13 protein-coding genes are annotated in these 12,993 nt (G+C 48.2%); 7 read left to right on the top strand and 6 right to left on the bottom strand.

Annotated elements, in window-relative coordinates:
• The coding region (locus tag AC6R1A_RS12755; protein WP_500646185.1) for a DNA polymerase II at positions 1-1,741 on the top strand (1,741 nt) is incomplete at its 5' end.
• Here the strand turns inward: AC6R1A_RS12755 and AC6R1A_RS12750 are convergent.
• A complete protein-coding gene (locus AC6R1A_RS12750) occupies positions 1,738-2,505 on the bottom strand; it encodes a nucleotidyltransferase domain-containing protein (protein WP_500627956.1) in 768 nt (255 codons plus the stop codon). The genes AC6R1A_RS12755 and AC6R1A_RS12750 overlap by 4 nt on opposite strands.
• 139 nt (positions 2,506-2,644) lie before the next feature.
• Between AC6R1A_RS12750 and yeiP the strand changes: the two genes are divergently transcribed.
• Together yeiP and AC6R1A_RS12740 are read left to right on the top strand one after the other, a co-directional pair.
• The gene (gene yeiP / locus AC6R1A_RS12745) at positions 2,645-3,211 is read left to right on the top strand and encodes an elongation factor P-like protein YeiP (RefSeq protein WP_334550677.1); all 567 of its coding nucleotides are present in this window, start codon (positions 2,645-2,647) and stop codon (positions 3,209-3,211) included.
• Between the two features lies 1 nt (position 3,212).
• Complete coding sequence (locus AC6R1A_RS12740) at positions 3,213-3,533, top strand: HI1450 family dsDNA-mimic protein (RefSeq protein WP_334550678.1); 321 nt, start codon at positions 3,213-3,215, stop codon at positions 3,531-3,533.
• 111 nt (positions 3,534-3,644) lie between these two features.
• On the opposite strand, the gene ihfA is transcribed toward AC6R1A_RS12740, so the two are convergent.
• Positions 3,645-3,941, bottom strand: coding sequence for an integration host factor subunit alpha (gene ihfA, locus AC6R1A_RS12735; RefSeq protein ID WP_334550680.1), 297 nt, complete (start codon positions 3,939-3,941; stop codon positions 3,645-3,647).
• A 435-nt stretch (positions 3,942-4,376) separates the two neighbouring features.
• On the opposite strand from ihfA, the gene AC6R1A_RS12730 reads away from it, so the two are divergent.
• Positions 4,377-4,847, top strand: a complete 471-nt coding sequence (locus AC6R1A_RS12730) for a hypothetical protein (RefSeq protein ID WP_500632470.1) — start codon at positions 4,377-4,379, stop codon at positions 4,845-4,847.
• Positions 4,840-7,350 carry a response regulator gene (locus AC6R1A_RS12725; RefSeq protein WP_500632471.1) on the top strand — a complete coding sequence of 837 codons (2,511 nt, stop codon included), beginning with the start codon at positions 4,840-4,842 and terminating at the stop codon, positions 7,348-7,350. The genes AC6R1A_RS12730 and AC6R1A_RS12725 overlap by 8 nt, the downstream gene beginning before the upstream one ends.
• A 24-nt stretch (positions 7,351-7,374) precedes the next feature.
• On the opposite strand, the gene ohrR is transcribed toward AC6R1A_RS12725, so the two are convergent.
• Positions 7,375-7,836 (bottom strand): transcriptional regulator OhrR, encoded by a 462-nt coding sequence (gene ohrR / locus AC6R1A_RS12720; protein WP_500631586.1) that lies wholly within the window; start codon positions 7,834-7,836, stop codon positions 7,375-7,377.
• A 113-nt stretch (positions 7,837-7,949) separates the two neighbouring features.
• Between ohrR and ohr the strand changes: the two genes are divergently transcribed.
• Entirely contained in the window at positions 7,950-8,372 is a 423-nt protein-coding gene (ohr, locus tag AC6R1A_RS12715) for an organic hydroperoxide reductase Ohr (protein WP_500632472.1), read from the top strand.
• Between the two features lie 156 nt (positions 8,373-8,528).
• Positions 8,529-9,440 (top strand): LysR substrate-binding domain-containing protein, encoded by a 912-nt coding sequence (locus tag AC6R1A_RS12710; RefSeq protein WP_500632473.1) that lies wholly within the window; start codon positions 8,529-8,531, stop codon positions 9,438-9,440.
• Positions 9,441-9,533: 93 nt separating this feature from the next.
• Here the strand turns inward: AC6R1A_RS12710 and AC6R1A_RS12705 are convergent, their stop codons facing one another.
• From AC6R1A_RS12705 to AC6R1A_RS12695, 3 genes are all read right to left on the bottom strand, one after another.
• A complete protein-coding gene (locus tag AC6R1A_RS12705) occupies positions 9,534-9,734 on the bottom strand; it encodes a DUF4250 domain-containing protein (protein WP_500632474.1) in 201 nt (66 codons plus the stop codon).
• A gap of 69 nt (positions 9,735-9,803) precedes the next feature.
• Entirely contained in the window at positions 9,804-10,484 is a 681-nt protein-coding gene (locus AC6R1A_RS12700; RefSeq protein WP_500631589.1) for an HI_1241 family integral membrane domain, read from the bottom strand.
• Positions 10,485-10,518: 34 nt separating this feature from the next.
• A complete protein-coding gene (locus AC6R1A_RS12695; RefSeq protein ID WP_500632475.1) occupies positions 10,519-12,984 on the bottom strand; it encodes an EAL domain-containing protein in 2,466 nt (821 codons plus the stop codon).
• Positions 12,985-12,993 lie beyond the last annotated feature (9 nt).

Raw genomic sequence — 12,993 nt, 5'->3', positions numbered from 1 at the left:
TCTGGTTCACTGGTTCCAAACCTATGATCCCGATGTGGTCATCGGATGGAACGTGATTGATTTTGACTTTCGCTTGCTCGATAAACGAGCCCAATGGCACAAGATGGCGCTCTACTTAGGGCGAGGCAACCAAAAAGCCTACTTCCGCTCATCTGCATCGACCGGCCAAGCGTTCATCTCGATCCCAGGTCGCGTCGTCATGGACGGTATCGACACGTTAAAAACCGCGACTTACCACTTTCGCAGTTGGTCATTGGAGTCCGTTTCTCAGGAGCTTCTTGGCGAAGGGAAACAGATCCACAACGTCCATGATCGCATGGATGAAATTAACCACATGTTTCGACACGACAAACCCTCTCTCGCCCGCTACAACCTGCAAGACTGTGTATTGGTCAATAAAATCTTCGCCCATACCCATTTGCTCGATTTTGCCATCGAACGATCGCGGTTAACCGGTGTTGAGTTGGATCGCGTCGGAGGCTCTGTCGCCGCATTCACCAACCTCTACCTACCGCAGATCCATCGCGCCGGTTACGTGGCACCCAACTTACAGCCTGAAAACTGGCTAGCCAGTCCCGGGGGCTATGTGATGGATTCAATCCCGGGTTTGTACGATTCGGTGCTGGTGCTGGATTTTAAAAGCCTCTACCCTTCGATCATTCGCAGCTTTCTGATTGACCCAATCGGGCTAGTCGAAGGGCTGAAGCTTGAGGTGGGTAAAGAGGCCCACCAAGCGGTGGAAGGCTTTCGTGGCGGCCAGTTCCACCGCAGCACCCACTTTCTGCCTACCATGATTGAAACCTTATGGGCCGCGCGCGATAGAGCGAAGAAAAACAATGAAAAGGCCTTTTCTCAGGCCATTAAGATCATCATGAACTCCTTCTATGGTGTATTAGGCTCCTCGGGCTGCCGCTTCTTTGATACACGCCTCGCCTCTAGCATCACCATGCGCGGCCACGAGATCATGAAGCAGACCAAACGCCTGATTGAATCCCAAGGCTATCAAGTGATCTACGGGGATACCGATTCGACCTTTGTGTCACTAGGGACAAGCTTAAGCCAGCAAGAAGCTGATGCTATAGGCCAGCAACTGACCACACACATTAATGCGTGGTGGAGTGAGTATCTTAGCCAAGAATACGGTTTAACCTCGATGCTTGAGCTGGAATACGAAACCCATTACAAAAAGTTTTTGATGCCAACGATACGCGGCCAAGAAACAGGGTCGAAAAAACGCTACGCAGGATTGATTGTCACCGAGAGCAACGAACACCTGGTGTTTAAAGGATTGGAAAGCGCCCGTACAGACTGGACGCCACTGGCACAGCGCTTTCAAAATGAGCTCTATCGCTTAGTCTTTCACGGTGAGGATCCGTGTCAATACGTTAGAGATTGTGTCGAGCAGACGTTAGACGGGCGCTTTGATGAGGAGTTAGTGTATCAGAAAAGGCTACGGCGCAAACTTCATGAGTATCAAAAGAACATTCCGCCTCAAGTGCGAGCCGCTCGAATGGCGGATGAAATAAACGCGCAACTTGGTCGACCTTTGCAATACCAAAACAAAGGCCGAATCGAGTACCTCATCACCACACAAGGGCCTGAACCCAAAGAGTATCGAAAGAGTCCGATTGATTATCAGCACTACATTGATAAACAACTCAAACCCGTCGCAGATGCAATTCTGCCCTTTATCGGGCTCGACTTTGCACGCTTGAGTGAGCCTCAACTTGGCTTGTTCTAACCGATTTTAAATTCCGTCTTTTGGTACTGTTTGACCAACCAATCACCAAAGGAATCCAACAGACCCACCACAGAGCGTTTAGGGATAACACGCCCAGACAGTAAAATCCCCAAGCGCTCAATGTCGAGCTGCTTTTCAGGATGGTAGCGTAAGAATTGCTGGCCGCACTCAATGGGATCATCGAACCACTGTTTGTCTCGAACCATCACCAATGAGTAGCTTGCTCGGAGCAGCTTTTTGGCGATGATGATTTGAGCATGACTTTGGTCTTCGGGTTTGTTGCTGCGCGCAATTCGATTGCGGTACACGGCAATCCAATCCTCGACGTCCATGTTCCACTGCTTAGCGATTTCCCAACTCGGCTCATAATCGCCAAAGCACTCCGAGAGATCTTCACCATGAATACACACCGCGCAATGACGCAATAAAAATCCCCAAGAAAGAATACCCTCTAAACTCGCCACCTCACTGGCTAAACCAGTTTTAAAAGCAACCCCAGTAATAAACGGATAACGCTTTTGAAAGTGAAATTTGATGGTATTAAACAGAGATGACCGCGAATCGCTAAAAGAGCGATGCGTAATCACGATGACATCCATATTGGACTTCCCTTCGACCGCCGTTTTACGCGCCACGCTGCCATAGAGATAAACGCTGTGGAGATTGTCACCCAGCCCACTTTGTAAATAGGCCATCAGCTCCCCTATTGCAGGCTGATAACGAGCTTGGAACGGTTGAGTTGGGTCGATAACGGGAAGAGGCATGCGGTAACAGTCTGAACTTATTGTCAATCAATGGTGACTTTAATGATCGCTCACACGCTCTGTGCAATCAAGTTATTCCTTCTCAAAGAATAACTGATATATAATGCGCCAAAATACACCCATATGAAGGAAAACGTTCATGCCTAAGGCAAGTGAGCTAAAGAAAGGTTTTGCGATTGTATCTAACGGCAAAACGCTACTCATCAAAGATATTGAAGTGACGACTCCTGGCGGTCGCGGCGGTTCAAAAATTTATAAACTGCGTTGCACTGATCTCACGACTGGTGCTCGCGTTGATGAGCGCTACAAGTCCGATGACGTACTTGACACTGTCGACATGTTCAAACGCGCCGCAGCATTCTCATACGTTGATGGTGACGAGTACATTTTCATGGACAATGAAGATTACACTCAGTACACCTTTAAACGCGATGATATCGAAGATGACTTGCTATTTATCACTGAAGAGATTCAAGGCTTACACGTGGTTTTAGTCAACGGCAATGCGGTTGCACTTGAACTGCCCGCTTCAGTTGAACTTGTGATTGAAGAGACCGACCCATCGATCAAGGGTGCGTCAGCATCTGCTCGCACCAAGCCTGCTCGTTTCTCGACTGGCCTTGTCGTGCAAGTACCTGAGTACATAGCCACTGGCGATCGCGTCATCATCAACACTGCTGAACGTAAATACACAAGCCGAGCGTAATATGTCTGATCTCATTTCTTACGATGACACCATTGACACGGCCTACGACATCTTTCTAGAGATGGCTCCCGATAATCTTGAGCCCGCAGATGTGATTCTGTTTACGGCGCAATTTGATGACCGTGGTGCTGCCGAACTGGTTGAAACCGGAGAAGATTGGGCGGGCCATGTTGGCTTTGATGTCGACAAAGAGACGTATGCAGAGGTTCGGGTTGGACTCGTCAATGAAGACAATGACGTGTTGGATGACGTATTCGCACGTCTATTAGTCAGCCGCGATCCAGAACATAAGTTTTGCCACATCCTGTGGAAGCGCGACTAACCCCCACTCTTGTATCGCCATGGCATAAAAACAAAAATCCCCGAGTCAAAGACTTGGGGATTTTTTATGGAATTCGGACTGCCATCATCGCACAGGGCGCTGTTTGTCAGATCAACCTTCTGTTTTCACGTTTTCAACTCGGGCTTTCAGTTTTTGCCCGGGACGGAAGGTGACTACACGGCGTGCACTGATAGGAATGTCTTCACCAGTTTTCGGGTTTCGACCTGGTCGTTCATTCTTATCACGAAGATCAAAATTTCCGAACCCTGACAGTTTTACCTGTTCGCCACTTTCTAGAGCTTTACGAATCTCTTCGAAAAACGCTTCAACCGTTTCCTTGGCATCCCGTTTACTGTATCCAAGCTTTTCAAACAGGTTTTCAGCCAAATCGGCTTTTGTGAGCGCCATAAAACTTTCCTCAAAGCTGTGTTAAACATAGTTGCGCCAAGGCAACACTCAGTACTTTCGGTAAGCCAATCAACAACATATCGGCGTTACTTTGAAAAGTGTATGCCAAGCTTCTGATTTTCGCCAACTTTTTTATCTATCTGCCTATCACTTGGCGAGAAAGTCAACAGTAACGAAACGCTAAGTATCAGAATTATAAATAGATTTCACCGCAACTTAGCAATCAATCATGCCAAAGTTCTGTGAAAAAATCGTCCGATTTTAGTGAATAATGTCATTTTGATAATTAAATCAACAACCCAACACTTAAATAGCGTTAGGTCACAAAATTATCGCAAGCCAGATTTTGTTGCATCGCGCATCGAACCACGCTCATCATTTCTTGGGATTAAGATCCAACCAGAATATTAACCAAGTTGCATTAGTGTGAATTATGTGCAACAACAAGAGTGTTCACATAAAAATAAATACGACAACGTCATGGCGACCAACCGCTCCCGAGCAAACAGCCCCCTATCGGTGAGACCAATTTCTGCGTCCGTCTCTAAAGAGGAAGCAAAACATGCTTGGTTTTATCAGGTAGAAGAAAACTATGCCGAAGAGGCGAATGTGTTTTTTCAAAAAGCACTGGATTGTCGTGTACGCGCTTTAAAACTCTGCCTTTCGTATGATGGTTCACCACCCCTAGAGCAACAACTCTCTTCCCGCGCTTATTTTGATTCACTCGCCCTCCCACAAGGTGAACTGAGGTACTATGATTACCAAAAACTAAGCACTCCAGAGCTCTCCAGAACAGACGCGAATCATCACAATCAGAGCGGTCATCGATACTGCCAACCTAACGATAAAAACAACGCGCAATCACAACAACGTCAACCCATGGTGAAATCCAGAACTCATGCTTAATTTTGTCCTTCAAGAGCTTATGTACCCCAAGGCCATCGTGCTGTTTATGACAGCGATGTTGGTACTGACTTGGTCTAGTTACTTCTGTTACTCACTGTATAAAAAGCACGGTGCAAGCAGTCTTAACAGCTACTTTTACTATGTGACCTACACATTTGGCTTGTTTATTTGGATTCTTAGTAACTACTACTTTCATACCGGATTGCTGCCATTGCTCGGTGAGAAAGCGGCGGTCTTAATGGCGATTGTCGCCAATATTTCTGCGCTAGTCGCCTTCGCTTCTGCGTATCATTTTACCGCTAAGCTGCGCACCTATTACGCAAGTAAACGCGTCCCCGTGTTCCAATCCATTGTGGCATGGAGCGTATTTGCTTTTGGTTTAGCTTGTAACCTTTTACCGGATTTGACCGTACAAGGCGCCTCTATTTCAGGCCCAAGTCAGTTCGTATTAGAGTTTGGTCCGTATACTCAGCCCTTTTTCCTCGGTTTGACCACCTTGGTGGTGCTGACGTTTATCAATCTGCTCTCTCTAACGGCAAGCGAAAACCGTATTCAACGAACTCGAATCAACTACATGATTCTTGGCATGGCCATTTTTATGTGCTCAACGGCGGTCATTCAGCTTGGCTTTACTTATTTCCTCAATGACTTCTCGTTGACTTGGCTACCACCTGCACTCTCTGTCAGCGAAATGCTCTTCATGGGCTACGCGCTGCTCACCTCTCGCTTTTATAGCTCGCGCTATATTCTGTATATCGGTTTGAGCTTCGCCGTGACGCTGTTCGTCTATTTTTCTGCCATCACCTTACTGCCCATATTTGATGATTCACACGCGTTTGAGGTGGTCACCATAGTCGCGATTGTTGGCTTATCTTGGTCCAAACTTTACCGCAGCTTGCAACGTTCCATTAGCTATATTGTGTATGGCGATCCGGTGTCTCCAGTGGAAAAAATCATCAAGTTGGAGAACGAATTTCATCACTCACCAACGCAAGCGATGGACAAACTCGCACGCTACCTCGATGTACCTGAAAATAAACTGCGCTTGTTGGATGACTTTCAAGGAGCAAGCTTTTACCGTGATTACTTTGAAACCCACACCGCACCACTTGTGCTCGATGAGGTGGAAGAAGCGATGGCAAAAAGTGGCAGTAGCAAACTGAGTCAAGTTCGCTCAGCGATGAAAAAGACACAATCCGCCCTAGTTCTGCCTATTTATGAAGGTCGAAATAAACTGTCGCATGTCTTGGTCTCAAGTGAGAAAGATGGCGGATTAAACTTCTCCTATGAGGAACTTGAAGCGCTGCAACGGGTGCTCTCCAAAGTTCAAGCGCACATCAACTACGAACGTAAGGTCAAACAGTCTCAGGCATTAGCCAATTCCATTGCACATGAAATGCGTAACCCACTCAGCCAAGTGCAGTATGAGTTTGAGCATCTCAACTTAAAAATTCGCCATTTGCCCGCCCATTTTGAATTGATGACACACGTCGACAACGGCAAGCAAGCCGTCCTGCGTGGTCGCCAGCTGATCGATATCATATTGCGAGAGGTGAACAGTGCCTCGCTGGATCAAGAGCCCGCGTTGGCAACATCGATCAGCGCCTGCGTGCGCAGCGCTGTCGAAAACTATGGCTTTGACGATGAACCCACTCGCCGCCGTGTCCACCTAAAACTGAATCAAGATTTTGTCGCTAAGGTAAACGAGACACTGTTTAACTTTGTGATTTTCAATCTCCTTCGCAACGCCATTTACTATTTTGACTCTTACCCAGATAGCCACATCACCATTGAAACCGTGCCAGGGGAGAACGACAACCGACTCGTTGTTACCGACACAGGCCCAGGTATTCCAGCGGATCTTCTTGAGCGTATTTTTGATGATTTCTTCAGTCACCGTAAGAGTGGTGGTAGTGGGCTAGGTCTGGGCTATTGTCAACGCGTGATGAAAGCGTTTGGTGGGACAATTCAGTGCCGCTCAGAACAAGGCAAATTTACCGAGTTCACGTTGAGCTTTCCCCCCACCACGCAAAAGCCTGTCGTCACGCCGAATAAATCAACGCCCGCCGCTGAGCCTACAAATAAAGTAAAACCGCGTGATCGCCAAGTGGTTTCGAGCCCTACCGCTCCGGGTGCGCCAGTGGTGTTGGTGGTCGATGATAAAGAAGTGCAACGTGCGTTAGTCAAACTGTACGTCGAACAACTGGGCTATCGAGTGATTATGGCAAATAACGGTCGAACCGCGCTCGACATCATTCACGATAATCCCGTTGAGTTGGTGTTTATGGATATCCAGATGCCGGTCATGGATGGCTTTGAAGCCTCGAGACGCATCAAGGAGTCTTACCCAAGCATTCCTATTATTGCGCTCAGCGGAGAGGCAGAGAGCGCCAGTGTCACGAAAATGGCCAAGCTGATGGATGGTCGCCTCACCAAGCCAGCAACCAAAGAGGCCTTGGCGAGTGTGCTCAACCGTTTCTTTTACAAAGAAGAAGTGTTGTAACGATACGCAGTGAGGCGTTCTCCCTCACTCACCTAGACGCTCAAGCACTTTTTCACATAGCTGCTTGAGCATCACCATCTCTTCCAGGGGTAAATTGATTTTACATGACAGCGCAGAGGGCACGGTAAGGGCTTGCTGCTTCAACGCTTTTCCGTGCGAGGTGAGATTGAGGACCCGCACGCGCTCATCATTCTCACTGCGCGCTCGTTCTACAAACCTTTTACTTTCCAAACGTTTTAACAGTGGCGTCAAGGTCCCTGAATCGAGGTATAACCGAGCACCCAGCTCTTTGACACTGACGCCATCTTGCTCCCACAGCACCATCATCACTAGGTATTGCGCGTAGGTGAGATCCAATGCATCCAGTAGCGGTCTGTATGCTCGGCCAACTGCGTTAGCCGCACTGTATAGTGGAAAACAGACTTGATTCTCGAGTTTTATTTTATCCTCATCACTCAAGGGGGGCGTCACATGACAAGTGTCCATAGCATTCACCTTAAAAATAAATTGCGCACAATATAGTTGCAAAACAACTTGGGTTCGATATATGATTGCAAACAATTAGATTGCGCACAACTTAAATAACCAAGGAGATACCCATGAGCACACTCTACAAAACTCAAGCAACCGCATCTGCTGGCCGTAACGGTCAGGTTCAAACTGACGACGGTCTACTTTCGCTTAGCCTTGCTTATCCGAAAGAGATGGGCGGCACCGGTGCGGCGACTAACCCAGAGCAACTATTTGCCGCAGGTTATGCAGCCTGTTTTTCCAACGCTCTGCTCCACGTTGCGCGTGAAGGCAAGGTCACATTGAAAGAAGCGCCAGTGACCGCTGAAGTCGGTATCGGTCCAAATGAGCAAGGTGGCTTTGCACTCACCGTGAGCTTGAACGTCGCACTCGCTCTCGACGATGCGCAAGCACTAGAACTGACGAAAATCGCTCACCAAGTGTGTCCATACTCCAACGCCGTTCGTGGCAACATTGACGTTCATGTCACGGTGAATGGTCAAGTACTGTAAACCAATCCCTACGACAACAACGCCGACCCATTGGGTCGGCGTTGTTGTTATAGTATGTATATTAAATCAACTTGGACGTCTAGATGTTTACACATCCATAAAAAACGAGTAAGTTAGTTTTACTCATCTGAGACAGGGAAAGGTTGAAATAAATTAATGATTGAGCTTAAGCATCTGAAAACATTAGTATCACTGCGAGATACCGGATCACTCACCGCAACCGCAACGTCACTGCACTTGACCCAATCGGCCCTTTCTCATCAAATCAAAGATCTGGAGTCTCGCATAGGCAGTCCGCTCTTTTTGCGTAAAACTCGTCCGGTGAAATTCACTTCTGAAGGACAAATCTTACTTCGTGTCGCCGATGAGGTTCTGCCCAAGCTTGCGCGCGCAGAAAATGAGTTGGCAAGCCTCAAAGAAGACGTCAACGGACGCCTGCACATGGCGATAGACTGCCACTCCTGCTTTCAGTGGTTGATGCCTGCGCTGCGTGAGTATCAAATTGCATGGCCCAGTGTCACACTCGATTTTTCATCGGGTTTCTCGTTTGAACCCCTACCCGCATTGATCAGTGGCGAGTTGGATCTGGTCATTACTTCAGATATTCAACCACGCTCTGAAATTCACTATGAACCACTCTTCGACTTCGAAATGCGCTTGATCACCTCGACCACGCACCCGCTTGCGACAAAAACCCGTATCGAGCCACGCGATCTTGAAGGCGAAACCATGATTTCCTATCCAGTGCAGAAAAAACGCTTAGATGTAGTGAAACACTTTTTGACTCCGGCAGGGGTGGAGCCGGCAAAGTGGAAACAAGCAGACAATACGCTGATGTTGGTGCAGATGGTGTCCGCGGGGCTCGGTATCGCGGCGTTACCTAACTGGGCAATCAGTGAGTTTTCTCGTCAGGGTTTGATCACCAGTATTCCTTTGGGATCCGGACTGTGGCGTCGACTGTTCGCGGCTACCAGAGACAGTGATAAGGGCAAACGCTATTTACAAGCGTTTTTCCATACCGCTCGGCAACAGTCGAAAAGTCATTTAGAGGGCATAAAAACGGTGTAACCTCTAAAGGTTACACCGAGACAGTTCGTCGCGCCGATACCTGGCTTCGCTGTCAAGCATTGAACCGACATCGACGCTGAATTGAGTGAAGTCCTATCGTTGGTTCGACTTGAACTGGTTGGTGAGCGGGTCATATTGGTAGCCAAGCACATCCAATTTGCCAATCACTGTCTCTGCATCCATTTCATAGGTGCTTACCAACTCTTCGAGACTGTCACATTCCAGTCTCAGTTTCTCGTTCACGATACCAAGTAAAATCGTGCTATTGAAACGGCCAACATTACTAAGATCCATCGCTGCGCTCCTTTGTCGTGTTGATAACACAAGCTTAGACCTTCAGCAGAAAAATAACAGTGACCGAGACTAAAGAACGAATAAGCCCTGGTTAACCGTCACCGCACCCAGCAGCATCACCAGTGCAACCGCCAACTGCGGCTTAGTGATGCTTTTACTGAGCAACATATGCCAGCTCCAGACCACCACAGCACTGATAAGCAGCGCAAAACTGACCATCAACGGCTGCGTTGCCATGGTGAGTGTCTGCTCGTCCAATGCCGACGCTTTAAGCAGCACAGCAATGCTCATCATCATCGCAGAAGCCACCCCCGCGACAGGTAAAATTCGATGAAACGCTTGCAATCTCGTTTTTGCCACCGTCAACAGCAAATGGGCAAACAATCCGCCTAGCAACACAATCTGAACCAAAACACTCAATCCAGAGGCAAAGCTCGATTGTTCAGTGATCATGATTCCAACGTAAGCCAGCGCTAAACCATTCGCCAAGTACATCACCCATAACGGTCCTTGCACTCGTGTTTTCTTAGTTTGAACCTGAGAATAGAAATAGCCGATAGCGAACACCACCATCATGGCTTCAATACGTAAGGAGGCGACCGCTAACCACAAAATCGCGATCGCGGGTAATACCTTATGAATACGCCCACGCTGGCCCGGGCAGATGTCCCCTTTAACGAGAATAAGGGTTAAGATCAATTGCGCGCCGAGCAACATCGGTGCGAAAGAGGCAAGCAAATCAGGAATCATAATCTGTCAGATAATTGAATGAACAAGGCGCGAATCATAACAGACTGGTGAGATGCTTCAATACAGTGCGCTGCTCGACAATGCCTTTGAACGTGCCATCCTTGTCGACCAACACCCAGGGAAAGTGCGGGTACTGCTCCAACAGTGCCGCCATACTATCGAGCGGGGTTTGCCAATAGATGATCGCCGCAGGCGGCGACATAATACGGTTCGCGGTTTTCAGCCACATGTTGCGCTCTTTGCTGCTTTCTAAATCGGTGCCCATGGTAGGCGTCAGGTGTAAATTCATCGAAGCGCGCTCGATCACACCCAGACATTCCCCTTCATCGATCACAGGTAAGGCTTGTATCGTTTTGTCCTGAAATTTCTGATAAATCAGTGACAGCGCCACCGTAGGGCTAAGGTGGCTGACGTTGGGCGATACCAAATCCGCTAATGATGGCTCACCGCTGCTTGAACGTGGCGCATCGGGCAATTGGCAGTAGTCCTCAACCAATCTAAGGTCATCGAGGCTCATCGGCTTTGAAAAGTAGTAACCTTGAACATAATTGACGCCGAGACTGGCAATCACCTGGTACTCTTGTTCCGTTTCCACCCCCTCTGCCACGACCCTGAGGCCAAGCTTTTGTGCTAGCTTAGTGATGGAAGCCACTAAATGGTACTTACGGCTGGTTTCACTGATACCACTCACAAACACCCGATCAATCTTCAACACATCAAAATAGCTGCGATTGAGATACTCAAATGACGCACTACCTGTGCCAAAATCATCCACAGCGATGAGCACACCTGCCTCTCGTATCGCCGACAACATCGATTCTTGATAGCTGTCACTCTCAAAATAGGCGCTTTCGGTAAACTCGATGGTTAATCGATCAGGGTCAATTTTCAATCTGTCCACCATCTGCACCGTACGGCCCAAGACTTCACCAATATCGTGTTTTGAGTTGAGGGAGCGGTTAACAGACAAGCCCACTTGAGCGCCAAAGCGCTTTTGTAATTCGGGCAGCATCGACATTGCTCGATGGCAAATCATATCATCGAGCTCAACGATCAAATCAAGGTCTTCAATGACACTCACCATCTCTTGCGTATTAGTGTTCAATTGATCATTGATTGGAAAACGGCACAGCGCTTCAAACTTATCAATCTGACCCGATTTAATATCCACCAAAGGCTGGAAGTGGACATCCACCAGACCACCTTTCACGCACTTGATCGCGAACTCCTCCAACGCTTTCTTGCGCTCTTGTGCTTGATGCATCTCTCGGTCGAAAAACGCAATACGTTTGCCTTCACTCTGGTTCAGCTCCAGTAACGCCTGAGTCGCATGGGAAATCAAACGCGAAGGGTTATTCGCATCGACCCCCAGTACCGATACCCCGGTTAATCCGTCACGCAATGCCAAGGCAATCTCTCCTTGGGCACGCTTGAAAAGGTGAAAAAAGTTCTTCACCGCTTTGCGTACTTCTCGAATTCGCTCTTCGGCGGTGGATTCCGCTATCGACAAACACACCGCAAAACGACCATTACCCAAATAGCCGCAGCTTGCCACTTTGGTGCTCTCAATCAAATAACTGGCAAATTGCTTTTTGACTTGGTGCGCTTTGTCGGCAGGAAACTTTGGCTGCAATACCAACATCACCGCATTCAACGCATCCGGCGCTTGCTCACATTGTTGCTCCAGTTCGGCAATGAAACTGTCTCGAGAGGGTAATAAGGTCAGTAGATCAATACCATCGGTTTCCAAGCCATCAATTTTATCGAGCTGCTTGGAGAGATCAGACGTAACACCAATATAGATACGCTCGCCACTGGATCGCTCAATCGCCGTAATTGAGAGCTCTTGTGGCACGGTGGAGCCATCCGCTTTCAAGGTGATGATCGGTCCGCTCCACGCCCCACAACGATTTACACTCGCCCACATCGCTTCATAAAATTCGTCACTCAACTTGTCGGCATTAAAAATACTGGTTTTCAAACCCACAATTTCATTGAGTAAATAGCCAGTATTTTGTTCGAAGCGACGATTACACGCCAAAATGCGAGTTTGCGCGTCGGTGATGACCACACCGCGCGTCTCGTTTTCAAATGCAGAGCAGAACAGGTCCCTGGCGTCCGAGCGGGAACCGATCACCAGACGTGGAGAAAAGCAGCCTGAAAGCACGTTGGTCGCTTCTCTGTTGACGTCAAACTCAACGTAAGCGAACACGGCATGAGGGATCAGCAAACAACAATGGAACCTGTCCATCTCACCGGTTTTCAGCACCGACTTGAACACACTCTGACAGCGCTTACGGTGTAACGTAGGAAGCAGCTTGAATAACTGCTTCGCCGAAACGCTCGCCACATTCTGGCCAAATAACAGCTGCATCGCATCGGGATCGCAACTAAAGGTCTGGTTGTTAAGGTCCAAACGCCAATCAAACGTGCTGTACTTGGGGTGATTAGAAGGCTCTGCTGTGGTTTCAAGCGCATGCACTTGAAAATTCTCTTCCATGCTCGTAAA

Source organism: Vibrio sp. R10-SG3-ISO3 (assembly GCF_059834225.1).
The sequence above is the reverse complement of the archived record's forward strand: the minus strand, read 5'-3'. Positions and strand labels throughout refer to the sequence as shown.